The sequence below is a fragment of the Ramlibacter ginsenosidimutans genome, from assembly GCF_016654015.1.
GTDB lineage: Bacteria > Pseudomonadota > Gammaproteobacteria > Burkholderiales > Burkholderiaceae_C > Ramlibacter > Ramlibacter ginsenosidimutans.
In genome coordinates, this window is sequence record NZ_JAEPWM010000001.1 from 492293 (window position 1) to 517294 (window position 25002).

General features: G+C 69.7%; 17 protein-coding genes. 10 read left to right on the forward strand and 7 right to left on the reverse strand.

Annotated elements, in window-relative coordinates; translation table 11 throughout:
• The first annotated feature begins 11 nt into the window (after positions 1–11).
• From JJB11_RS02460 to JJB11_RS02480, 5 genes are all read left to right on the forward strand, one after another.
• On the forward strand, positions 12–1328 hold the full coding sequence (locus JJB11_RS02460) for an MFS transporter (RefSeq protein WP_201166310.1): 1317 nt from the start codon (positions 12–14) through the stop codon (positions 1326–1328).
• 17 nt (positions 1329–1345) lie between these two features.
• A complete protein-coding gene (locus JJB11_RS02465; RefSeq protein ID WP_201166311.1) occupies positions 1346–2974 on the forward strand; it encodes a 3-(methylthio)propionyl-CoA ligase in 1629 nt (542 codons plus the stop codon).
• A gap of 1 nt (position 2975) precedes the next feature.
• Positions 2976–3989: a YeiH family protein gene (locus JJB11_RS02470; protein ID WP_201166312.1), complete on the forward strand. Its 1014-nt coding sequence runs from the start codon at positions 2976–2978 to the stop codon at positions 3987–3989.
• Between the two features lie 27 nt (positions 3990–4016).
• Positions 4017–4994, forward strand: a complete 978-nt coding sequence (locus tag JJB11_RS02475; RefSeq protein ID WP_201166313.1) for a Bug family tripartite tricarboxylate transporter substrate binding protein — start codon at positions 4017–4019, stop codon at positions 4992–4994.
• A 113-nt stretch (positions 4995–5107) separates the two neighbouring features.
• Entirely contained in the window at positions 5108–6079 is a 972-nt protein-coding gene (locus JJB11_RS02480; protein WP_201166314.1) for a Bug family tripartite tricarboxylate transporter substrate binding protein, read from the forward strand.
• 94 nt (positions 6080–6173) lie between these two features.
• Here JJB11_RS02480 and JJB11_RS02485 read toward each other — a convergent pair whose 3' ends face one another.
• The 7 genes from JJB11_RS02485 to JJB11_RS02515 all read right to left on the reverse strand — a co-directional run bounded on the left by JJB11_RS02485 (position 6174) and on the right by JJB11_RS02515 (position 18670).
• On the reverse strand, positions 6174–8729 hold the full coding sequence (locus JJB11_RS02485; protein WP_201166315.1) for a cation-translocating P-type ATPase: 2556 nt from the start codon (positions 8727–8729) through the stop codon (positions 6174–6176).
• A 581-nt stretch (positions 8730–9310) separates the two neighbouring features.
• Positions 9311–11746 carry an efflux RND transporter permease subunit gene (locus JJB11_RS02490; protein WP_201166316.1) on the reverse strand — a complete coding sequence of 812 codons (2436 nt, stop codon included), beginning with the start codon at positions 11744–11746 and terminating at the stop codon, positions 9311–9313.
• 23 nt (positions 11747–11769) lie between these two features.
• Positions 11770–12741 (reverse strand): WD40/YVTN/BNR-like repeat-containing protein, encoded by a 972-nt coding sequence (locus JJB11_RS02495; protein ID WP_201166317.1) that lies wholly within the window; start codon positions 12739–12741, stop codon positions 11770–11772.
• Positions 12742–12766: 25 nt separating this feature from the next.
• On the reverse strand, positions 12767–14116 hold the full coding sequence (locus JJB11_RS02500) for a DUF1329 domain-containing protein (RefSeq protein WP_201166318.1): 1350 nt from the start codon (positions 14114–14116) through the stop codon (positions 12767–12769).
• 11 nt (positions 14117–14127) lie between these two features.
• On the reverse strand, positions 14128–15825 hold the full coding sequence (locus JJB11_RS02505; RefSeq protein ID WP_201166319.1) for a DUF1302 family protein: 1698 nt from the start codon (positions 15823–15825) through the stop codon (positions 14128–14130).
• A 363-nt stretch (positions 15826–16188) separates the two neighbouring features.
• Positions 16189–17715, reverse strand: coding sequence for an arabinosylfuranosidase ArfA (gene arfA, locus JJB11_RS02510; RefSeq protein WP_201166320.1), 1527 nt, complete (start codon positions 17713–17715; stop codon positions 16189–16191).
• Between the two features lies 1 nt (position 17716).
• Positions 17717–18670, reverse strand: a complete 954-nt coding sequence (locus tag JJB11_RS02515; protein WP_201166321.1) for an aldose 1-epimerase — start codon at positions 18668–18670, stop codon at positions 17717–17719.
• 262 nt (positions 18671–18932) lie between these two features.
• On the opposite strand from JJB11_RS02515, the gene JJB11_RS02520 reads away from it, so the two are divergent.
• From JJB11_RS02520 to JJB11_RS02540, 5 genes are all read left to right on the forward strand, one after another.
• Positions 18933–20117 (forward strand): glycosyltransferase family 1 protein, encoded by a 1185-nt coding sequence (locus JJB11_RS02520; protein ID WP_201166322.1) that lies wholly within the window; start codon positions 18933–18935, stop codon positions 20115–20117.
• 67 nt (positions 20118–20184) lie between these two features.
• Positions 20185–21396, forward strand: a complete 1212-nt coding sequence (gene glf, locus JJB11_RS02525; RefSeq protein ID WP_201166323.1) for a UDP-galactopyranose mutase — start codon at positions 20185–20187, stop codon at positions 21394–21396.
• Positions 21396–23573 (forward strand): sugar nucleotide-binding protein, encoded by a 2178-nt coding sequence (locus tag JJB11_RS02530; RefSeq protein WP_201166324.1) that lies wholly within the window; start codon positions 21396–21398, stop codon positions 23571–23573. Before glf ends, JJB11_RS02530 begins: the two co-directional genes overlap by 1 nt.
• 55 nt (positions 23574–23628) lie before the next feature.
• Positions 23629–24630, forward strand: a complete 1002-nt coding sequence (galE, locus tag JJB11_RS02535; RefSeq protein ID WP_201166325.1) for a UDP-glucose 4-epimerase GalE — start codon at positions 23629–23631, stop codon at positions 24628–24630.
• A gap of 175 nt (positions 24631–24805) precedes the next feature.
• Positions 24806–24988 carry a hypothetical protein gene (locus JJB11_RS02540; RefSeq protein ID WP_201166326.1) on the forward strand — a complete coding sequence of 61 codons (183 nt, stop codon included), beginning with the start codon at positions 24806–24808 and terminating at the stop codon, positions 24986–24988.
• Positions 24989–25002: the final 14 nt, after the last annotated feature.

The window sequence follows — 25002 nt, forward strand, 5'->3', positions numbered from 1 at the left end:
GAAGGCGAGCCATGAGCATCGAACTCACCGCGGACCAGGCGCGTCCCGTTCCGCAAGACAGCTACCTGTTCGGCCCCGGCGCCGCCTGGTTCGCCTACGCGATGACGCTGGGACTGATGGTCATGGACTACGTCGACCGCCAGGTCATCGTCTCGCTGTTCCCGCACATGAAGGCCGAATGGGGCCTGAGCGACACGCAACTGGGCGGGCTCGTGTCCATCGTGTCCGTCACGGTGGCGCTCGGTGCCCTGCCCATCGCGCTGTTTGCCGACCGGGCGAGCCGCGTGCGCAGCATCGTCGCGATGGCGCTCGTGTGGAGCATGGCCACCATCTCCTGCATGTTCACGCGCAGCTACCAGGGCTTGCTGGCCGCTCGCGGCGCGGTGGGTCTCGGCGAAGCGGGCTACGGCTCGGTGGGCGCCGCGCTGATCGCGAGCCACTTCCCGGCGCGCCTGCGCGGTGCGCTGATGGCCGGCTTCTTCGCCTCCGCATCGATCGGCTCCGTCGTCGGCGTGATGCTGGGCGGCCTGATCGCCGCGCGCTGGGGCTGGAAGTCCGCCTTCGGCCTGGTCGGCGTGCCTGGCCTGGTGCTCGCCCTGCTGTACCTGCGGGTGCGCGACTACCGCACCGTGGCGCTGACGCCGGCGCTGGACCGGGCCACGCGCAGCGTCGGCGGCGTCACCCGGCACGTCTGGCGCGCGCTCACCCGCCCGACCACGATGATGTACGTGTGCCTGGGCGCCGCGGCGCAACTGGTGGTGGTCTCGGCGCTCTGGTCCTGGTTGCCCAGCTTCCTGAACCGCGTGCACGGCATCCCCGCCGACCAGGCCGGCGTGCGCGCCGCGCTGGTCGTGCTGTGCGGCGCGGTCGGCAGCGTGGCTTGGGGCGCGCTGGTGGACCGCGCCGGCAACCGCCGCCCGCGCAACAAGCTGCTGACGATGGCGGGCCTGTGCCTGCTCTCGATGGTGGTCCTGTCCGTGCCCTTCGCGGCCCCGGCATTGGGCTTCGCGCTGTCGCCGCAGACGCAGTTCGGCCTGATCGCGGCCGGCAGCTTCGTCGTGACCTGCACCGTCGGTCCGGTGTCCGCCGTCGTGATCGACGTGATCCATCCCGGCGTGCGCGCCACCGGCTCTTCGGTGCTCGCACTGTTCCAGAACCTGTTCGGCCTGGCCGCCGGCCCGCTGGTGGCCGGCCTGCTGTCCGACGCGTTCGGGCTCACCCTCGCGCTGGCGGTCACGCCGCTGTTCTCCATCTTCGCCGCCATCGCCTTCGTGCGCGCGGCCCGCACCTACGAGTCGGACGCCGCCCGCGCCTCCGACCCTCACTGACCCCGGAGGAAACTCAAATGCTCGGTTCCATGATGCAGCAGCCGCTGCTGATCTCATCCCTGCTCACGCACGCGGAACGCCACCACGGCGAGCAGGAGGTCGTCTCGCGCCGCGTCGAGGGCGACCTGCACCGCACCACCTACAAGCACTTGGCGGCCCGCGCGCGCCGCATGGCGAACGCGCTCGAGAGGCTGGGCGTGCGCTTCGGCCAGCGCGTGGGCACGCTGGCCTGGAACGGCTACCGCCACATGGAGCTGTACTACGCGGCGTCCGGCTCGGGCGCCGTGCTGCACACGCTCAACCCGCGCCTGCATCCGGACCAGGTGGTCTGGATCGCCGACCATGCGGAAGACGAAGTGCTGTTCTTCGACCTGAGCTTCCTGCCCCTGGTCGAGGCGATCGCCGGCCGCACGAAGACCATCAAGGCCTTCATCGCGATGACCGACCGCTCGCGCATGCCCGCGAGCAGCGCCGTGCCCAACCTGCTGTGCTACGAGGACCTGCTGGAGGCCGAGTCGGACCGCTTCGAGTGGCCGGTATTCGACGAGAACACCGCCAGCTCCCTTTGCTACACCTCGGGCACCACCGGCCATCCCAAGGGCGCGCTCTACAGCCACCGCTCGACGCTGCTGCACACCTTCGCCAGCGCGCTGCCCGATGCGCTGAACTGGTCGGCGCGCGACGTGATCCTGCCGGTGGTTCCCATGTTCCACGTCAACGCCTGGGGCCTGCCCTATGCGGCGTGCATGGTGGGCGCCAAGCTGGTGTTCCCCGGCCCGTTCCTGGACGGCAAGAGCCTGCACGACCTGTTCGAGGCCGAAGGCGTCACCGTCTCCGCCGGCGTGCCCACCGTGTGGCAGGGACTGCTCGCGCACGTGGAGGCGAACAACCTGCGCTTCCGCACGATGCGCCGCACGATCATCGGCGGCTCGGCCTGCCCGCCCGCCATGGTGCAGGCGTTCCAGGACCGCTACGACGTGCAGGTGCTGCACGCCTGGGGCATGACGGAGCTGAGCCCGCTCGGCACCGTCTGCACCCTCAAGGCGCACCAGCTCGGGCTGCCGCCCGGGCAGCGCCTGGCCATCCAGGCGAAGCAGGGCCGCGCCGTCTTCGGCATCGACATGAAGATCGTGGACGACGAAGGCCGCGAGCTGCCGCACGACGGCAAGCAGTCGGGCGAGCTGCTGGTGCGCGGCCCGTGGGTGATCCGCGAGTACTTCCGCGGCGAAGGCGGCGACCCGCTGGTGAACGGCTGGTTCCCCACGGGCGACGTGGCAACCATCGACGCGGACGGTTTCATGCAGATCACCGACCGCAGCAAGGACGTGATCAAGTCCGGCGGCGAGTGGATCGGCTCGATCGACCTCGAGAACATCGCGATGGCGCACCCGTCGGTGGCGATGGCGGCGTGCATCGCCGCGCACCACCCCAAGTGGGACGAGCGGCCGCTGCTGGTGGTGGTGAAGAAGCCGGGCGCCGAACTCACGCGCAGCGATTTGATCGCGTTCTACGAGGGCAAGATCGCCAGGTGGTGGACGCCGGACGACGTGGTGTTCGTCGACGCGATTCCGCTCGGCGCGACCGGAAAGATGCAGAAGAACAAGCTGCGCGAGCAGTTCCGGGAGCACCGGTTGCCGAGCGCCTGACATGGAACTCGCCGTCCACTTCTCGCAGTCCTCGGCGCGCGCGCGCAGCCTGCTGCCCGGCATGCTGGCCTGCGCCGTCGTCGGCGCCGCGGCGGGCTTCCTGTCGGAGCACTACCGCGCGCCGGTCATGCTGTTCGCGCTGCTGCTCGGCATGTCCATGAACTTCCTGTCGGCGGACGGGCCCTGCCGCGCCGGCATCGAATTCACCGCGAAGCAGGTGCTGCGCATCGGCATCGCGCTGCTCGGACTGCGCATCACGGTGGGCCAGGTCGCCAACCTGGGCTGGGGCCCGGTCGTGCTGGTGCTCACCTGCGTGATCGTGACCATCGCCGCGGCTATGGCTGCGGCGAAGCTGATGGGCTTCAATCTCCTGTTTGGCTTGCTCAGCGGCGGCGCCACCGCGATCTGCGGCGCCTCCGCCGCGCTCGCCCTGTCCGCCGCCCTGCCCGCGCATCCGCAGAAGGACCGCGCGACGCTGTTCACCGTGATCGTCGTCTCCGCGCTGTCCACCGTGGCCATGGTGCTGTACCCGATGGTCACGCAGGCCCTGGGCTTCGCGCCGCCGACGGCGGGCAAGTTCCTGGGCGCCACCATCCACGACGTCGCCCAGGTGGTCGGCGCCGGCTACAGCATCTCGCCGGAAGCGGGCGACATCGCCACGCTGGTGAAGCTGATGCGCGTGGCCATGCTGCTGCCCGTCATCCTGTTCGCCTCGCTGCTCACGCGCCGCCTGGGCGCGGTCGAGGGCGGCGAGCGCCCGCCGCTGCTGCCCTGGTTCGCCGTCGCCTTCGCGGTGCTGGTCGCCATCAACAGCACCGGCTGGGTGCCGCACGCGGTGCAGTCCGCGGGCAACGACGTTTCGCGCTGGCTGCTGGTCGGCTCGATCGCGGGCATCGGCATGAAGAGCCACCTGAAGGAAGTCGCGACCGTCGGCATCAAGCCGGTCCTCCTGATGGTGGGCGAAACGCTGTTCCTCGCCACCCTGGCCATGGCCCTGTTGCACTGGCTGTCCTGAGATCCACAATCACCACGGAGGTTCGCCATGAACACTTCTTCCCTCTCGCGCCGCCGCCTGCTGTCCACCGCGCTGCTGGCGCTCGCCCCCGGTTTCGCCCTGGCGCAGGCATGGCCGACCCACACGATTCGCCTGGTCGTCGCCGGCCCAGCCGGCGGCAGCGCCGACCTGGCCGCGCGCATCATCGCGGACCCGCTCGCCAAGGAGCTGGGCCAGCCGGTGATCGTCGACGACAAGCCGGGCGCCGCGGGCGCGATCGCGGTGGGTGACCTGCTGCACTCGCCGCGCGACGGCCACACCCTGCTGGTCGGCGTGAACGCGCTGGTGAGCGAGATCCCGCACATCGTCAAGCTGCAGTGGGACATGTCCAAGGAGATCCGCCCGCTGGCCGAACTGGCGCGCGGCGGCCTCGTGCTGGTGGCCAATCCCTCCGTGCCCGCGAAGGACCTGAAGGAACTGGTGATGTACGCCAAGGCGCACCCCGGCATGAACGTCGCTTCGTACAGCCCCGGCACGCTGTCGCACGTGCTGGGCCTGCAGTTGAACCAGGCCGCGGGCACGCAGCTCGTGCACGTGGGCTACAAGGGCTCGACGCAGGCGCTCACCGACGTGATGGGGAACCACGTGCCGCTGATGTTCGACGGCCTCGCCACCTCGCTGCCCATGATCAAGGGCGGCAAGATCAAGGCCTACGCCGTGAGCTCGCCCAAGCGCATGCCGCAACTGCCCGACGTGCCGACCTTCCACGAGCTCGGTTACCCCCAGCTCGATGCGCTGGCCTGGCTGGGACTGTGGTCCACGCCCGACGTGCCCGCGCCCGTGCAGGCGCGCGTGCGCGAAGCGACGCTCAAGGTGCTGGCCGATCCCGCGGTCCGCGCGCGCCTGATCGACACCGGGTTCGACGCGGGACTGCCGCGCACGACCGACGACATGGTGAAGGGCCTGAAGACGGACTACGACCGCGTCGGCGGCGTGCTACAGGCCATCGGCTTCAAGCCGGAGTGACCCGGACCCACGGACGGCGCCGTCCGTCAGTCGCCTGCGGACTGCGCGGGTGGTGACAGCGATTCGACAGTTTTCGCGCTTAGGGTAGCGGGCTGCACCAACAGGAGACATCCATGCAGCGCCGCCATTTCCTGCAGGCCACGGCCGCAGGCCTCGTGATCCCCGCCGCGAGCTGGGCCGAGGACAAGTACCCGTCCAAGCCGATCACGCTGATCTGCCCCTACGCGCCGGGCGGCAACGCCGACCTGCGTTCGCGCCAGATCGGCAAGTTCATCTCGGAAGCCCTGGGCCAGCCGGTGCTGGTCGACAACAAGGCGGGCGCCGGCGGCAACATCGGTACGGCCATGGTCGCGCAGGCCAAGCCGGACGGCTACACCATCGGCATGGGCAACTTCGCGCCGCTGGCGGTGAACCCCAGCATGTTCGAGAAGCTCTCGTTCGACCCGCAGAAGGACCTGACGCCGATCTGCCTGATCGAGAAGGGCCCGCTGGTGCTGATGGTGCGCCCTGACTCGAAGTTCAAGTCGGTCAAGGACATCATCACCTTCGCCAAGGCCAACCCGGGCAAGCTGACGTTCGCGTCCGGCGGGCTGGGCGGCTCGCACCATCTCTCGGGCGAACTGTTCAAGCAGATCGCCGGCATCGACATGACGCACGTGCCCTACAAGGGCGGTTCGCTCGCCACCGTGGACCTGCTGGGCGGCCAGGTGGACATGATGTTCGAGCAGATGTACTCCGCGGCGCCCAACCTGCGCTCGAGCAAGCTGCGCGGCCTGGCCATCACCAGCAAGGTGCGTTCGCCGCTGTTCCCCGACATCCCGACGATGCAGGAAGCCGGCGTGCCGGGCTTCGAAGTGCAGAACTGGCAAGGCCTGGTCGGCCCGGCCCACCTGCCGCCCGCGATCGTCAAGCTGCTGAACGAGACCTGCAACAAGGCGCTGGCCGATCCCACCATCCGCAAGCAGATGCTGGAACAGGGCAACGAAATCGGCGGCGGCACGCCGGAGCAGTTCGCTGCGTTCGCCAAGGCGGAAGAGGCCCGCTGGGGCAAGGTCGTGAAGGCCGGCCACATCAAGCCGGAGTGACGGCGCCCGCGCGAGCGGCACGCATTCCCTGCGACGGGGGCCGATGGCGCCCCGTTTTTTCGTGGCGGCACGGAGCGCGGATTGCAGTCCGGCGTCAACTGCCCGGCCGCGACCTGAACTGCTCGAGGCGCAGCAGGAAGCCAAGCAGCAAGGCGGCAGCCAGCACGCCGGCAGCGCCCATCCCGAGCGAGAAGGCCAGCTCGCCGGACGTCGGCAGGGCGAAGTGGAGCAAGCGGCGCAGGCCGGGGATCGTGAATCCGGCCACGAGCGCTGCCGTCGCGCCGGCGGCGACGGCCCAGAACGCGGTGTAGCCCGCACCGAAGACCGACCGCCAGCCGACGCCCAGGCTGGCGTTGAGCCACACCAGTCCCAGGTTGCCCACCGTGAGCGCGATGATGGCCTGTCCCCGCGCCGAGTCGACGCTGGAAGATCGCAGCGCGATCCAGTAGGTGGCCAGGCACGCCGCCAGCAGGAGCACGCCCTGCACGGCGCCTCGCCGCAGCATGGCCCAGCCGACCAGCGCATCGTCGGAGCGGCGCGGCGGCCGCTGCATGATGCCGCGCTCCTCGGGCGCGCCCTCGAACGCGAGCGAACACACCGGGTCGATGATCATCTCGGTCAGCACCACGTGCGCCGGCAGCATGAGCGGCGGCAGGCCAGCGAGCACGGGCAGCAGCGTCACGCCCGCGATCGGCACGTGGATGGCCGTGATGTAGGTCATGACCTTGCGCAGGTTGTCGAAGATGCGGCGGCCCATGCGCACGCCCTGCACGATGTGGCCGAAGTCCTCGTCCAGCAACACGATCGCGGCGGCCTCGCGCGCGACGTCGGTTCCGCGCACGCCCATGGCGATGCCGATGTGCGCGGCCTTCAGCGCGGGCGCATCGTTGACGCCGTCTCCCGTCATCGCGACCACTTCGCCGTTATTGCGGAACTCCTGCACCAGCCGCAACTTCTGCTCCGGCATGATGCGCGCGAACACACGCACCGTGCGCAGCGCCTGCCGCAGCTGCACGTCGTCCAGCGCCGAGAGCTGCTCGCCGGTCAGAGCGCCGGCCGTGGTGACCATGCCTGCCTGCCGGGCGATCGCCAGCGCCGTCTGCACGTGGTCCCCCGTGATCATCGCCACGCCGATGCCCGCGGAGTGCGCCTGCGCCACCGCATCGGGGACGTCTGCCCGCAAGGGGTCCTGGAACGCCGCGAGACCCAGCCACTCGAACGCGTAGCCGTGCTGGTTCGCCGGCGCCTCGCCGGCCGGTGCTAGCGCACGGGCCACGCCGAGCACGCGAAAGCCCTGCGATGCAAGGGCCTCGGCCTGCCGAGTCGCCGCTTCGGCACGCGCCGGGTCGAGGTGGCACAGCTCGATCACCGCTTCGGGAGCGCCCTTCGCGGCCACGCGGCGCACGCCGTCTTCGCCCTCCCACGCATGCGACATGGCGAGCAGCTGCTGCGTGAGCGGATATTCCTCCTGCAGCAGCCATCCCGGATGGAGGTGTTCGGTGCGCGCGAGCGCGGCGTCGCCGCTGGCGAGGATCGCGCGGTCCATCGGCTCGACGCCTTCGCGGCGCGAGGCGAGCATGGCGTACTCGAGGAGGCTGTGCACCTCTTCGGGCAAGGGCTCGTCGCGACCGAGATCGACGTCCGCGACCGGCGTGACCAGGCGGCGCAGCCTCATCCGGTTCTCGGTCAGTGTCCCGGTCTTGTCCACGCACAACATCGTCGCGCCGCCGAGTGCCTCGATGACGGCGGGCCGGCGCGCGAGCACCTTCACGCGCGCGAGCCGCCAGGCACCGAGCGCCAGGAAGACGGACAAGGCCATCGGGAATTCCTCCGGCAGCATCGACATCGCGGCGGCGATGCCCGACAGCAAGCCCTGCAGCCAGCTGCCGCGTGCGAGCCCGTACCAGACCACCAGCAGGCCGCTGAGTGCGATCGCGCCGAAGCCCAGCCAGGCCACGAGCCGCTTGAGGTGCAGCTGCAAGGGTGTGGGCGACGCTGCGATGGAGGCGAGCGAGCCACCGATGGCGCCCGTACGCGTGCGGGACCCCGTTGCGAACACCTCCGCGGTGCCGTGACCGCCGACCACGAGCGTGCCGGCGAAGACGAAGGGCAGGTCCTCTCCCCCTGGAAGCGCCGACGCCGTGTCGAGCGCGCCGGCGGCGGCGACCTTGCGCACGGGCACGGATTCGCCCGTCAGCAGCGACTCGTCGACGGAGAGCTGCGTGCTCTCCCGCACGACCGCGTCCGCGGCGACACGCTCTCCTTCCCCGATGACGACGAGGTCGCCGGGGACGAGGTCGCGCGCCGCAATGCGTTGGACGCGGCCGTCGCGAATCACGCGCGCATGCGGCGCCGCGAGTGCGCGCAGCGCGTCCAGCGCTTTCTCGCTGCGCCGTTCCTGGTAGACGACCAATCCGACGGTGACTCCCGCGAAGGCCGCGAGCAGGATGCCCTCCCCGATGTCGCCGATCGCCAGGTACACGACGGCGGCCGCGACGAGCAGCACGAACATCGGTTCGGCCGCCACGCCACGCAGCGTGCGCAGCCAGCCTGATCCTTCGGCGGCCTCGATTTCGTTGGGCCCGAAACGCGCGAGGCGCTCTTCCGCTTCGCGCGTCTCCAGGCCGGGGAGCGGCAAAGCGGAGTCCATGCGCGATCTTAGGCACGTGAACGGATTGGCCGACCCTGGGCGGACGGGGCGATTGATCTCGATCAGTCCGCGCGCGATCCATCCCCGGAACGGAAGCGTAGGCTGGTGGTGAGCCGCAGGCGAACCCCAGCTCGCTGCGCTACGCTGGATCGCTGGGGTTCGCGGTGCTCACCGCCAGCCTACGAGGCCCCGTCGCGGCGGCCCGTCTTCTTCCCCGCAGGGGCCACACTGTCCATCGTCGCGGCAGGCGGCGTGCGGTGCAGGCCCGCATCAGGCGCATCGCCTGGAAGCCGGTCCGGGCGGCGGAGCGCGGCTACGAGAGCGCAGCGTATCGAGCCGCGCGTACGTTTCATGCTACCGCGGCACTTGTTTGAGCAGAGAGTTTGACTGCGCGCAGGCAAACTCTCTGCGAGTTGTGCCGCGCGACGCCGCCCGGACCGGCTTCCAGGGGAGTCGGCGCGCGCAGCCGCCGACCGATGCCCAGCGGGCCTGCACCGCACGCCGCCTGCCGCGACGGCCACCGGCCTCCGCAGCGCGCACCTCACCGAGCTCCTCTCGGGCCCCCTGTTGCCGCGGATGCCTCACACCGCCGGCGTCGCTGCGGCTGGCAGCGCCCCCTCTTCCGCGGGCACCGGCTTGCGCAGCAGCACCCAGGACAGCGCCGGGATCAGCACCACCGCCCCTATCATGTTCCACAGGAACATGAAGGCGAGCAGGATGCCCATGTCCGCCTGGAACTTGATGGGCGAGAAGGCCCACGTGACCACGCCGACGGCGAGCGTGACACCGACCAGCACCACGACGCGGCCCGTGAACTCCAGCGCGCGCTTGTAGGCCGCGGCCAGCGACAGGCCCAGGCGCTGCTGCGCGAGCTGCACCGACAGCAGGTACAGCGCGTAGTCCACGCCGATGCCCACGCCGAGGGCGATCACCGGCAGCGTAGCCACCTTCACGCCGATGCCCAGCGCCACCATCAGCGCCTCGCACAGCACGGACGTGATCACCAGCGGCACGACCGCGACCACGACCGCTCTCCAGCTGCGGAAGGTGATGAAGCACAGCAGCGTGACCGCGCCGTACACCAGCAGCAGCATCTCGTCCCAGGCCTTGCGCACCACGATGTTGGTGGCGGCCTCGATGCCGGCGCTGCCGGCGGCCAGCAGGAAGGCGCGGTCCTGCGTGGAATGCGCCTTGGCGAACTGGTCGGCCACGGCGACGACGCGGTCCAGCGTCTCGGCCCGGTGGTCGGACAGGTACGCGATCACCGGCATCACCGAGCAGTCGGTGTTGAACAGGTCGGGGTTGTTCACGCTCGCCTGCTGCGCGCCGTAGTTCAGCACGTCCTGGTTGCGCGCGATGGTGAGCCACTTGGGGCTGCCCTCGTTGCTGCCCGCCGTGATCTGGCGCACCGCATTCGTCAGGGCCACGGTGGTCTGCACGCCCGGCACCTGCTGCAGGTCCCACGCGAGGCGGTCCGCCTCGACCAGCGTTGCGTACTGCAGGCACCCTTCCCTGGGCGTCTTCACGATCACCGCGAACGTGTCGCTCGACAGGCTGTAGTGCGCCGTGATGTACGCGTTGTCGCGGTTGTAGCGCGAGTCGGCGCGCAGCTCGGGGGCGCCCGGGTCGAGGTCGCCGATCTTCAGGTGCGTGCTGGCGATGTAGCCGACGACCGTGAGCACGCCGGCGACGGCGAGTGCGGACAGGGCCCAGCGCGGACGCACGAACTGCTCGATCACGACGAACAGCTTGTGCAGCGCGCCGCCGTCCTCGGTCTGCAGGCTGCGCTGCGCCGCCTTCGGGGTCACGCCCACGTACGACAGCAGCACCGGCAGCAGGATCAGGTTCGTGAAGATCAGCACGGCGACGCCCATGGAAGCCGCAAGGGCGAGTTCACGGATCACCGGGATGTCGATCACCATCAGCACGCCGAAGCCCACGGCATCGGCCAGCAGCGCGGTGAGGCCCGCGAGGAACAGCCGGCGGAAGGTGAAGCGGGCGGCGACCAGCTTCTCGGCGCCGCGCCCGATGTCCTGCATGATGCCGTTCATCTTCTGCGCACCATGGCTCACGCCGATGGCGAACACGAGGAAGGGCACGAGGATCGAGTACGGGTCCAGCTCGAAGCCGAACAGGGCCACCAGCCCGAGCTGCCACACCACCGCGGCGAGCGAGCACGCAATCACCAGCAGCGTGCTGCGCACGCAGTGGGTGTACGCGTAGATGATGCCGGCGGCGATCAGCGCGGCCAGCACGAAGTACAGCGACACCTGCACGAGGCCGTCGATCAGGTCGCCCACCAGCTTGGCGAAGCCCGTGACATGCAGGCGCACCGGCGCCTGCTCGCCCATGGCGTCGTACCGCGCGCGGATCTGCTCGAGGGCATGCGAGAGCGCGCGGTAGTCCAGGCGCTGGCCCGCCACCGGGTCCTGGTCCAGCAGCGGCAGCACGATCATGCTGGAGCGGAAGTCCTCGCCCACGAGGTTGCCGACCAGGTTGGCGCGCGCGATGTTCGCGCGCAGCTGCGCGGTCGAAGCGGGCGAACCGTCGAAGTTGTCCGGCATCACCGGGCCGCCACGGAAACCCTCTTCGGTCACCTCGGTCCAGCGTACGCCCGGCGCCCACAGCGACTTCATCCACGCGCGGTCCACGCCGGGCGTGAGGAACAGCTCGTCGTGGATCTTCTTCAGCGCCTCCTGGTAACTCGCGTCGTAGATCGTGCCCTTGGGGTTCTCCACCACGATGCGCAGCGAATTGCCCAGGCCGCGCAGCTCGGTCCGGTTCTCCAGGTAGTTCTGGATGTAGGGGTGCCCGCGCGGGATCATCTTGTCGAAGCTCGCGTTCAGGCCCAGCCGCATGGCGGCGAGCACGGCGAACACGATCGTGAGCGCCAGGCACACCACGAGAACCACGCGCCGGTTGTTGAAGACCATCCGCTCCAGGCGCGAGCCGGAAGCGGGATCGAAGGCCGCGGCGCCCGCAGGCAACACGTCCTCCGTGGAAACGGATGAATGCATGGAGTTCTCCTGGAGGGGAGGCGTCAGGGCAGCGGCTGCGCCTGCACGCCGCGCGGGCCGGCGACCAGCACGCGACCGGAGCCGACGCCCAGCACTGCGGCGGCGGGAAAGGGTCGCTCGAGGGAAATGGGCGCGAAGGTCGCGCCCGCGTCGCTGCTGGCGAGCAGGTGCCCGGCCTGGCTGGCCAGCAGGATGCGGCCGCGGGCGTCCACGGTCGCGGCCGTGATGCCGACCTGCAGGTTCGTGGGGACGGCCTGCCAGCTCGCGCCGCCGTCCGTGCTGCGCAGCACGTTGCCGCGCAAGCCGTGCACGATCACGGCGTGCTCGTTGCCGGTCACGCCGAACAGCGTGCCCTGGTAAGGCAGCGGCACGGCCACGAAACGGCTGCCGGCGCGATCGAGCTTCAGCAGCGTGCCCTGCTCGCCCGCGATCCACACCTGGCCTGCGATGCCACGCACCGAATAGAGGTGCAGCTTCTTCGGGTTCTCGCTGGCGGCCTGCAGCGACTGCCAGTGCGTGCCGCCGTCGCCCGTCTCCAGCAGCGTGCCGAACGCGCCCACCGCGTAGCCGTGATGTTCGTCCTGGAACCAGACGTCCAGCAGCGGCACGTCGGCGGAGTCGGGGCGGCCGTCCCGCTGGCGCGCCCAGGTCTTGCCCGCATCCGCCGTGTGCAGGATGACGCCATCGTGGCCGACGGCCCAGCCCTGCGTGGGCGTGGGGAAGGCCACGGCGACCAGGTCCGAGCTCACCGGCACCTGCGCCTGCTGCCAGTTCGCGCCGCGATCGTCGGACCACAGGATGTGCCCGCGCTGGCCGACCGCGACGATGCGGTCGCCGGCGCTGGCAAGCCCGTTGAGGAGCCCGCGAGCCGCGAGCGGGCTGGCGAGGGCCGGCGAGTCGAGCACGTCGACCCAGCCCTGCACCGCGCCCGTGGCCGCCATGCCCGCCAGCGCAGTGCCGGCGGCCAAGGCCAGGAGGAACTGGCGCGCATTCATCGCGGTAGCTCCGGGTGCAGTGGCGTCAGCGGATGCCGGCGCCGGCCAGGGCGTCGGCGGTCCACTCGCGCTCGGACAGGGCCTTGACCTGGCGCATGCCACCGGTTTCGGCAATGAAGCCGGTCACGGAGTACACGCGCGAGACGAGGTCGTAGTGGCCGAACATGTCGCTGTAGGGCGCCGGCACGTCGTAGCTGGGCGTCATGTAGGCGAAGCCGGTGCGCCACAGCTGGCCGCGCGCGTCGTACTCGTCGCTCGCGATCGCCGCCCAGGAGTCCTCGTCCAGGTAGAAGGTGCGCTTGCTGTAGACATGGCGCTTGCCCTGCTTGAGCGTCGCGTCGACGACCCACACGCGGTGCAGTTCCCAGCGCACGAGGTCCGGGTTCAGGTGGTTGGGCTTGAGCAGGTCGTCCTGCCGGGAGCCGTACACCGCCTTGTAGTCGTTGTAGGGAACGAACATCTCCTTCTTGCCCGCGAGCTTGAAGTCGTAGCGGTCCATGGAACCGTTGAAGATGAAGGTGTCGTCGAAGGTCGTCGCGCCGGCCGTGCCGGGGTTGGGCGTGTCGAACGAGAGGTCGGGCGCGACCTTCACGCGGCGCTGGCCGGGCAGGTAGCTCCAGGCGTGGCGGTCCTTGGTGCCGATGTCGAGCGGGTCGACGATCAGCAGGGCCTCGCCGGCGCGGCGCGCGGGCGCCGTGTACGTGAGCTTCAGGCGCCAGTACGTCTCGGCATCCGCCTTCGCGTTGTCCCAGAAGGGATACTCCTGCACGCTCTGGCCTTCGGTGGCGAGAGCGACGTGGCCGTTCGCGTCCACGTTGAGGTTGCGGTACCTGGACTCGTACGCCGGCCCATTGAAGCGCACCAGGTGGTTCCACATCGCTTCATTGCCCGTCTTCGGGATCGGGAACGGGAAGCCGGCATGGGCACCTTCCATCGACAGGCCGTTGTTGGTCGTCCTGGCGCGGGTCGCGTTCTTCCCGGTGTTGTCGGTGACGTACTTCGGGAAGGCGACGCTGCGGTGGGTGGGGTACACGTCGATGCGGAAGCTCGGGAACTTCTGCATCAGCGCCTTCGTGCCTTCGGTGAGCTTGTCGCCGAACTGCGCCATGTTCTTTGCGTCGACCGACAGCCTGGGCTTGTCCGCCGCGAACGGGTCGGGCCGCAGGCCGTCTCCGGCCTTGAAGCCCGCGGGCGGCGTGGTCAGCCCGCCGCTGTAGGCGGGGATGCTGCCGTCCTTGTTGCCGGCCTTCTCGGCGCCGACGGGCGTGAGGGTGGTGCCCAGGGCCTGGGCTTCCTCGGGGGTGACTGCGGCGTGCGCAGCGAGCGTGCCGATCGCTGCGAGCACCGACAGGGCGATGCGATGGGGAAACTGCATGATGTTCTCCGTTAGAACGTGGTCTTGAAGGTGAGGCTGACGAAGCCCCGGTCCTTCAGGAAGGTGGTCAGGCCGTTGGTGGACGTGACGGCGGTGCCGTTGTCCTTGTAGCGACCGACGTAGTCGATGTACTTGAGGTCGAAGCGGTACTTCTGCTGCACGTCGGCCGACAGGCCGACGCTGTAGTTGCCCAGCCCCTGGTTGCCGCCGAAGGTGACGGCGGAGTTGCCGTGCAGGCCCACCGCGTAAGTGATGGGCGCGGAGAGGTCCACGCCGGGGACCACCTGGTACCAGGTCGGCGTGAAGATGACGCTGGTGCCGACGTAGTCCTTCGTCGTGCAGCCGTCCCACTTGTCCTTGCCCTTGCAGGGCGCGAAGCCCTCGGCGTTGAACAGGTTGGCGCCGCTGCGGACCTTGGACCATTCGGACCATTGCAGTTCGGCCGCCCACACGGCGGCGTCGAACACTGCCGTCCTGGCGAAGGTGCCGGTGACGTTCGCCAGCGCGTGCCAGGTGTCGCCGCGCGGACCCTTGGTGTCGCCGGAGGCGGGCAGGCCCGGAGCCGCGCCCAGCACCTGCGCGTTCAGCGGCGTGTTGCGGCGGGTGGAGATTTCCGAGCCGAAGCTGAGGCCCGCGATGTTCTTCGCGAAGCTCACGCCGTACAGGTCGATGCCGTCGGCATAGATCATGTTGTACTGGCTGGTATTGGCCGCGCCGATGCGCGTGAGCAGCACCTGCGGCAGCTTGTCGGCGAAGCGGCGGTAGTAGAAGCCCACCGTGCCGCCGTCCAGCGGCTTCGGGCTCCAGCGCGCGGACAGGCCGAACTCGCCGTGCTGCGAGGGCTCGGACGGGTCGCCGCGCAAGGCGAAGCCGGCGCCGGCGGACAGGAACTGGCGGTCCGGGCCATTGAAGACGAAGTCGACCGGGCCGAGGTAGGTGCCGCCTTCCGGATAGCGCGTCGATTCCCATTGCAGCAGGTACTGGCCGGCCACGGACAGCGTGTCGGTGAGCTGGGCCTGGCCGGAGACCTGGTTCAGCGGCCGGAACAGCTCCTTCGCCTCCACGCCCGGCGTGGCGAAGCCCTTCTGCAGGTCCAGCGAGTTCTGCGCGTACGCGATCGAGTGCATGTGGCCGCCGAGGAACAGCGACTCACCCCAGTAGAGGGAGTGGCGGCCGGCCTTGAGCTGCACCGGCACGTTGCCGACGTCGAAGCCGGTGAACGCGAACGCGTCCAGGATTTCGCCGGACGGGCCGTGGTACAGGCGCTTCACCAACGGGCTGTACTCGTGGTTCACGTAGCTGGGAATCGCGTTGAGCGGCGCGTTGGGGTTGCTCTTGCTGCTGCCGCCGTAGGCATCGTCGAACCAGCCGGCGGCGCTCAGGCGGAAGCCATGCTGCTTGCGCCACACCACGTCGAGCTCGGAGAGCAGGTCCAGGCGCTTGGCCACGGCGTCGCCCTTGTCGAAGCTGTAGTCGCCCTCGTCGGCGAGCACCGAGTTCCCGATCTTGCTGTCCCGGCTCTCGGTGCGGACGGCGAAGTTGTAGCGGACCGTGTTGTCCCAGCGCACCGCCAGGTCCGGGTTGCCGGTGTCGATCTCGAAGGCACGGGCATTGCCGAAGCAGGCCAGCAGCACGCCCGTGGCGACGGCGGTGAGGGCGGCGCCTCCGCGCGGTGCACGCGCCTGCGGCGCGGAATGGGATCGGTTCACTCTTTCTCCTCGAGGTGATTGGATTTGGAATGCCGGCGACGCAGGTCACCGATGCGGGATGCACGGGACGCATTCTTGAAAGACAAGCCTCCTGGAGCCCCCCTCTTGTTTGGGGGTGGGGGCATTCGCAACCCTAGGGTTTCACCGGAGCGCGGGCCCGGAACGCGTGCACGCGCGAGCCGCCGCTAGCGGGGTGCTATGGACAACCAACAACGAACAACCAACAACCGGACGCAGAGGACGCAAAAGTTGCGCAGAAGGCGCAGAAGAAAACCTTTGAAGTCTTCCTTGAACCTTTTGCGTCCTCTGCGAAACCTCTGCGCCCTCTGCGTCCGGTTGTTGGATTGAAAGGCTCGCCAGCCTTCAGGGCGCGGGGCGGCCCCGGTGCTGCAGCACGAACACGTTCCAGGATCCAGGCTGCAGGCGCACGCGCAACTGGCCCTCGGCCACGCGAGCCTCGCGCTGGGGGCGGGGCGCCACGGTGTCGGGCGCATCGCGCGTGTTGGCGGCCTGCATGTCGGTGTGGAACAGCTCCTGCGCCTCGACCAGTTCGCAGAGCGGCCCGAAGCCGCGCAGTTGCACGGTGAGCTCCTGCGGCTCGGCGAGGTGGCGATTGAGCGCGAAGATCGCCGTCCGCCCGCTCGCCTCGTCGTGGGTAGCGCTCGCCACCAGGTAAGGCATCTCGGGATGCATGCGACCGCTGCGCGCGGGCGACTGGATGGCCGTGCGCAACACCACGCCACGCGCGTGCCGCGCCGCCAGCGCGAACGGATGGAAGATGGTCTGTCGCCAGGCCGGCCCGCCGGGCTCGGTCCGGATCGCGCCGATGGCGTTCACCAGTTGCGCGAGGCAGGCCACCTGCACGCGGTCGGCGTTGTTCATCAGCACGCACAGGGCGCCGCCCGCAGCCAGCGCGTCCTCGAAGTTGTAGACCTCCTCGATCAGGCGCGGCGCACGCGGCCAGTCCGGCTGGTACGCATGCTCGCCGGCGCGCGCCTTGTACCAGATGTTCCATTCGTCGACGGCCAGCTTCATGCGCTTGTGCGAGTGGCGGCGCGCCGCCACCGCGTCGGCAATGGCCGCGACCTCCTTGATGTGGAGGTCCATGCGGTCGATGTTGCCCAGGAACTCCCAGGTGTCGCCGTGCGGGTTCTCGAAGTACGCGTGCACGGAAAGGAGATCGACTTCGTCGAAGCACTCCTGGAGCACCTCGTACTCCCAGCGGCCGAAGGTGGGCAGCTCGCGGTTGGACGATCCGCAGGCCGTGAGCTGCAGGTCCGGGGACACCCGGCGCATCAGGCGCGCGGTGTCGCGCGCGAGCCGGCCGTACTCGCCGGCGTCCTTCTGGCCGATCTGCCAGGGCGCATCCATCTCGTTGCCCAGGCACCAGGCACGCACGCCGTGCGGCTTCGGCTGGCCGTGCTGGCGGCGCAGTTCGGACAGCGTCGTGCCGCCCGGATGGTTGCAGTATTCGACGAGGCGGCGGGCCGCATCGGCGCCGCGCGTGCCGAGGTTCACGGCGAGCATGGGCTCGACGCCGGCGGCACGGCACCAGGCGATGAACTCGTTGGTGCCGAACGCGTTGGTCTCGGTGGAATGCCAGGCCAGGTCCAGTCGCGTGGGCCGCTGCTCGCGCGGGCCGACGCCGTCCTCCCAGTCGTAGCCGGAGAGGAAGTTGCCGCCGGGATAGCGCACGATGCTGGCGCCCAGCTCGCGCGTGAGCGCCAGCACGTCGCCGCGGAAGCCGTCCTCGTCCGCGCTCGGGTGGCCGGGCTCGTAGATGCCGGTGTACACGCAGCGCCCGAGGTGTTCGACGAAGACGCCGAACACGCGCCGGTCCAGCGGGCCGACGACGAAGTCGCGGTCGAGGACCAGGCCGGTGCGGATCACCTCACGCCCACTCCGGGCGCAGCGTGAAGCGGGCCGTCAGCGTCTCGCCCGGAGCCAGCCGCGCGCCGCCCAGGGGACCGCGCCCGTACTGCGGCAACAGGTTCAGCCAGTCGGTGCACTGGCTGACCGGTTCGGCGCAGAAATAGTCGTAGCCGCGCGGGCAGTACAGCACGAAGTAGTCCAGCGGCGGCTCGGCTTCCAGCGTGAGGGCGCGCGCCGGGCCGTGGACGTCGGCCGGCCACTCGATGCGCGCGGAGCGCTGCCAGCCGGTGAAGTTGTTGTCCAGGTCCAGCGTGGCGAGCTCGACGCCGCGATTCAACGCGTCCACCGCCGGGCTGCGCTCCAGCCGCAGCGGCATCACCTCCTCATCCGCGGTCCACATCGCCTCGCACGGACTCGCGAGGCGAGTGCCCGGATGGTGCGGGAAGTAAGGATGGTGGCCGATGCCCAGCGGCATCGCGGCGCGGTCTTCGTTGGTGACGCTCATCGTCACCTTCAGCACCCGCTCCTGCAGCACGAACTGCTGGCGCGCAGAAAAGCGCCAGGGCCAGGCCGTGTCGGCCTCGAACGCGAACGTCAACAGGGCTTGCGCCGCCTCCGCGGACTCCACCTGCCACGGCAGCAGCCACGCGACGCCATGCAGTGGATGCGGCGCGTCCTGCGCGGGATGGTTGGGCGGCACGCGGATGTTGCGGCCCTCGAATTCGGCGCGTCCATGGCGGATGCGATTGCAGAACGGCAGCAGGGGAAAGCTGCCCATGTCGAGCGGGTTCGCGTTGGCGAGTCCGGTGGCGGTGGCGGGGCGCAGCCAGTGCAGCTCGCGCGCGTTGCGCCCTTCGCGCCAGCGGCGCGTGAAGGCGGCGATCGAGCCGCCGATGCCGGGCGCAAGCACCAGTTGCAGTTCACCGGCGCGAAGCACCACCAGTTCCGTTTGCGTTGCGTTGTCGTGACTCATCCGGTCCTATGGCAAGAGGGGCCTGCATGCTGGCATCCCGAACGAACGCGGGCAAGCTCAGCACGCGCCTGCATCACCGATGCGGGAACCGTCCGACGCCTTCACGCGGTGCCTGCCTATGCAGCACAGTGCCGGAGTCGTGCAAGCAACGCACGTCGCGCGCATATGGATCGCCAGAGACGCGCGCCCTTGTGCGTAGGACGCGAACCATTTGCTCGCTTTGACGCGCACGGCAGCGTCTCGCTTGCAGAGAATGGCCCGCATGAAAGCACTCGTCGTCTTCTCCCACCTGCGCTGGAACTTCGTCTATCAACGGCCCCAACACATCCTTTCCCGATTGGCCCAGCAGTGGCCGGTGGTGTTCATCGAGGAGCCGATTCCCGGCGCCGAGGAGGACCGCATCGAGCGCATAGCCGCCGCGCCCGGCGTCGAAGTCTGGCGCCCGCACCTGCGCGGTCCGCAGCACGGCTTCCATCCCGCGCACAAGCACGTGCTGCAGCACCTGCTGGCGCGCTGCATCGCCGAGCGCGGCCTGGACGACTACTGGCTCTGGTTCTACACGCCCATGGCGGTGCCGATGGCGGACACGCTGGCGCCCGAGGGCATCATCTACGACTGCATGGACGAACTTTCGCTGTTCCGCGGCGCGCCGCCGGAACTGCTGGCGCAGGAGCGCGCGCTGTTCGCGGCCGCCGACGTGGTGTTCACCGGCGGGCGCAGCCTCTACAACGCGAAGAAGGACCGGCATCCCAACGTGCACTGCTTTCCGAGCAGCGTGGACGCGCAGCACTTCCGTAACGGCGCGGCCGACCACCCCTCCCAGCAGTCGCTGGCGCGGCCGCGGCTGGGCTACTGCGGCGTCATCGACGAGCGCATCGACCTGCAGTTGATCGCCGGCATCGCGCAGCGGCGTCCCGACTGGCAGATCGTCATGGTCGGCCCGGTGGTAAAGATCGATCCCGCCGCCTGCCCGCGCCTGCCCAACATCCACTGGCTGGGCCAGCAGGGCTACGACGACCTGCCCGCGTTCATCAACGGCTGGGACGTGTGCCTGTTGCCGTTCGCGCTGAACGAGTCCACCCGCTTCATCAGCCCGACCAAGACGCTCGAGTACATGGCCTGCGGCAAGCCCTCGGTGAGCACGGCCATCCGCGATGTCGTCGAGCCCTACGGTCACGTGGTGCCGATCCGTGCCGATGCCGAAGGCTTCGTGCAGGCCTGCGACGAGATCCTCGCGCGGTCCGAATCGGAACGGGACGAGCATCGCTTCGCCCTGGCCGCCATCCTCGCGAAGACCTCGTGGGACGCCACGGCCGCCGCCATGGGCGAACTGATCGCCCAGGCCGAGGCGGCGCGGGAAGCGCAGGAGCTGCCCGCCGTCGCCGATATCGCGACCGAACTCGCCCGCGCCACGGCCTCGTTGCCGGCGAGCGCAGCGGCGCACTGAACCACACCCTCCGGTCGGGTCGGCCGCAGGCCGATCCGGCCGACCCCCAGCAGTATCGGAGAACCCCATGGACAAGATCAGCCAAGACCTCGAGCGCGCCGCAGCCGCGGCCGTTCCCGGGCGCGCCGGCTTCGACTATTTGATCGTCGGCGCCGGCTTCGCCGGCAGCGTGCTCGCCGAACGCCTCGCGAACGTGCTGGGCAAGCGCGTGCTCATCGTCGACAAGCGCCCCCATATCGGCGGCAACGCCTACGACCGCTACGACGACGCGGGCGTGCTGGTGCACCCCTACGGGCCGCACATCTTCCACACCAATTCCGAAGACATCTTCGACTACCTCTCGCAGTTCACGCAGTGGCGTCAATACCAGCACCGCGTGCTGGCCAGCGTGGACGGCCAGCTCGTGCCGATGCCGATCAACCTGGACACCATCAACAAGCTCTATGGCCTGAACCTCACGTCCTTCGAGGTGGAGAAGTTCTTCGAATCGGTCGCGGAGAAGAAGGAGGAGATCAAGACCTCCGAGGACGTGGTGGTCAGCAAGGTCGGGCGCGAGCTCTACAACAAGTTCTTCCGCGGCTACACGCGCAAGCAGTGGGGGCTGGACCCGAGCGAGCTCGATGCGAGCGTCACCGCGCGCGTGCCCACGCGCACCAACCGCGACGACCGCTACTTCGCCGACAAGTTCCAGGCCATGCCGCTGCAGGGCTACACGCGCATGTTCGAGCGCATGCTGGCGCACCCCAACATCAAGGTGCTGCTGAACTGCGATTACCGCGACATCGTGGACGTGGTGCCGTGGAAGCACATGGTCTACTCGGGACCGGTCGATGCCTTCTTCGACTACAAGTACGGCAAGCTGCCCTATCGCAGCCTGCGCTTCGAGCACGTGAACGTGCCGAAGGAACAGTTCCAGCAGGTCGGCACCGTGAACTACCCGAACGACTACGGCTACACCCGCATCAGCGAGTTCAAGCACATCACGGGGCAGGAGCACCCGACCACCTCGGTCGTCTACGAGTACCCCTGCGCCGAAGGCGATCCCTACTACCCGGTACCGCGGCCCGAGAACGCGGAGCTGTACCGGAGGTACGAAGCCGAGGCCGATGCCACGCCCAACGTGACCTTCGTCGGCCGGCTGGCGACCTACCGCTACTACAACATGGACCAGGTGGTCGGCCAGGCGCTCGCCGCGTTCAAGCGGCTGCAGGCGGCCCACGCGGCGGCCGAGCGCACCATCGACGACGCCACGGCGCTCGCAGCGTCCGTGGCGGCCTGATGCGGGTCGAACTCTGGGCGGGACCGGAATGCACGCTCAACCGGGTCGGTGACCGGTTCAAGGACCAGTTGCCGGCAAGCGGCTTCGCCCACCGCATCGACGACCTCGACCGGCTCGCGGAGCTCGGGATCCGCCGCATGCGGTTCCCGATCGTGTGGGAGCGCACGGAGACGGAACGCGGCTGCTACGCCTGGGACTGGAGCGACCAGCGCGTCGCGCGGCTGCGCGAACTGGGCGTCGACCCGATCGCAGGTCTCGTGCACCACGGCAGCGGCCCGGCGTGGACGAATTTGCTGGACCCGGCCTTTCCCGAGCTGCTGGCCGAATATGCAGCGCGCGTGGCCGAGCGCTATCCCGGCATCACGATGTGGACGCCGGTCAACGAGCCGCTCACCACGGCGCGCTTCAGCGGCCTGTACGGCCTGTGGTATCCGCACCAGCGCGACGACGCGAGCTTCGTGCGTGCCCTGCTCAACGAGCTGCGCGGCACGCAGCTCGCGATGCGCGCCATCCGCAAGGTGATCCCCGGCGCGCAACTGGTCCAGACCGAAGACCTGGGCTTCATCAGCGCCTCGCCCTCGCTGCAGTACCAGGCCGATTTCGAGAACCTGCGGCGCTGGCTCGGCTTCGACCTGCTCACGGGCAACGTGGGGCCCGACCATGGCCTGTGGGACTACCTGCGCAGCGCGGGGGCGAGCGAAGAGGAGTTGCTGTCGTTCCAGCTGGACCCCTGCCCGCCCGACATCGTCGGCATCAACAGCTACGTGACCAGCGAGCGCTATCTCGATGCACGCGTGGACCTCTACCAGCCGCGCGACCTGGGCGGCAACGGGCGCGAACGCTACGCCGACGTCGAGGCCGTGCGCGTCTGCGGCAACTTCATCGGCGGCTTCGAGGCCCGGCTGCGCGAGACCTCCGAACGCTACGGCCTGCCCGTCGCCATCACGGAGGTCCATCTCGGGTGCACGCGCGAAGAGCAGTTGCGCTGGCTGCACCAGGCCTGGCGGGCGGCCGAAACCCTGCGCATCGAAGGCCACGACATCCGCGCGGTGACGTGCTGGGCCGCGTTCGGCACTTTCGACTGGAACAGCCTGGTGACGCGCGACGACGGCCACTACGAGCCGGGGCTGTGGGACGTGCGCTCCGACCCGCCGCGCGCAACCGCCGTCGCCACGCTGGCGCGCGAGCTCGCCCACGGGCAGGCGCCTTCGCATCCCGCACTGGACGCGCCCGGCTGGTGGCAACGCGAGCAGCGCCTGGCGTATCCGCCGCAAGGCGAGGTCGAAGCGCTCGCCGTGCGCGGGCGCACGCTGTTGATCACGGGCGCGACCGGCACGCTCGGCCAGGCGTTCGCGCGCGTGTGCGCGCAGCGGGGCCTGCCGTACCGGCTGCTGCGCCGCACCGACATGGACGTCGCCGACCCGGCGTCGGTCAACGCCGCCATCGAGCGCTGGCAACCCTGGGCCATCGTCAACACCGCCGGCTTCGTGCGCGTGGACGATGCGGAGGACGACGCGCGCCAGTGGCGCGAGAACGTGAGCGGCCCGCAGGTGCTGGCGCAGGCCTGCGCCCGGCAGGGGGTGAAGCTCCTGAACTTCTCGACCGACCTGGTGTTCGACGGTGCCAAGGGCGTGCCCTACGTGGAGAGCGACCGGCCGCAGCCGCTGAATGCCTACGGGCGCGCCAAGCACGAGGCCGAGCGGCGCGTGCTCGCCTTCGCGCGCGACGCGCTGGTCGTGCGCACGGCGGCCTTCTTCGGCCCCTGGGACGCGCACAACTTCGTGACGCTCACGCTGCAGGCCCTGCAGCGCGGCGAAGCCTGGAAGGCGGCGTCGGACCAGTGGGTCTCGCCGACCTACGTGCCGCACCTGTGCCACGCCGCGCTGGACCTGCTGGTCGACGGCGAGAGCGGCGTGTGGCACCTCGCCAACCGCGGCTCGGTGAGCTGGTCCGAACTCGCGTGCATGGCGGCCGAGGCCGCCGGCCTCGATCGCGCGCTCGTGCGGCCGGTGGCGGGCGCGCTGCTCGGCCAGCGGGCGCCGCGGCCTCGCTACTCCGCCCTGGACAGCGAGATCGGCCGCCTGATGCCTACGCTGGACGACGGCATGGAACGCTACTTCCAGGACGCCGCGAAAGCAGCGCCGGCGCAGCCGCAGGTCGAACTCACCTTGCCATGAGCCGCCGGGCCGCTCCCAAGGCGAAATTCGCCGCGCGTAGCGCGGAGGGTTTCTGATGAGCGTGTCGCCCTTGCCCTGCGTCCTCGTCGCCGGAGGCGCGGGCTACATCGGCTCGCACATGGCGCGCATGCTGCTGGAGAGCGGCTTCCATGCGGTGGTGGTCGACAACCTGACGACCGGCCACGAGCAGGCCCTGTGCGAGACCACCTTCCGCCAGGGCGACATCGGCGACCGCGCCTTCATGCGCGAGGTGCTGCGCGAGTTCGAGCCGCAATGTGTCATGCACTTCGCGGCCGCGAGCCTGGTCGGCGAGTCCGTGGCCGAGCCCGCGAAATACTGGCGCAACAACTTCGTGCAGACGCTGAACCTGCTGGACGCGATGCTCGAATGCGGCGTGCGCCAGTTCATCTTCTCGTCCACCGCCGCGGTGTACGGCAACCCCGTCGAAGTTCCGATCACCGAGCAGCATCCGCAGTTGCCGATCAACCCGTACGGCAACAGCAAGCTGGCGGTGGAAAGGGCGCTGCAGGACTACGACCGCGCCTACGGGCTGCGCTCGATCACGCTGCGCTACTTCAATGCCGCGGGCGCGCACCCGGACGGCACGCTCGGCGAGCGGCACGAGCCCGAGACGCACCTGATCCCGCTGGTGCTGCAGGTCGCCTCGGGGCGCAGGCCGGAGATCGCGCGCTTCGGGTCGGACTTCCCGACGCGCGACGGATCCTGCATTCGCGACTACATCCACGTGCAGGACCTGTGCACGGCCCACCTGCTGGCCTTGCGCAAGCTCGCCGACGGTGCGCCCACGAATGTCTACAACCTCGGCAACGGCAACGGGCACTCGGTGAACGAGGTGATCGCCGCCGCACGCGAGGTGACCGGCCACCCTATCCCCGTGCGCGATGCGCCCCGGCGCCCGGGCGACCCGCCGGTGCTGGTCGCCGATGCGCGCCGCGCGCGCGACGAACTCGCCTGGGTGCCCGCGTACCCGGACATAGCCACCATCATCGCGCACGCGTGGCTGTGGGAGCAGAAGCTGGCGGGGCAGCGACGTTGATCGCGCCCGCGTGGCCGCGCGAAGTCGGACGCAAGCGATGCTCGCCGCAGTCATGCGCCTGCATGGCACCGCCTGCTCCGCCTACGTGGCAGGCCAGCGCGCACTGTCGTAATACGACGGCAGCATTCGTTGCCTCCACACTGCCGGAGTCGAGGCGGCTTTTCAACAATTCCACATGATCAAGACACTTGCCATTCTCCTCACCCTCGCTTCGCTGGGCGCCTGCTCGTCGATGTACGGCAGCGGCTACGGCTCCACTCCCAACAGCGGTGCGACCAAGAACAGCACGGATGCGAACCACTCCAGCAATCCGGCGGCCGTGAGCCCCGGCGGCGGTTCGTCCGGCGGCGCGCGCTGAAAGCACGCGGGCCG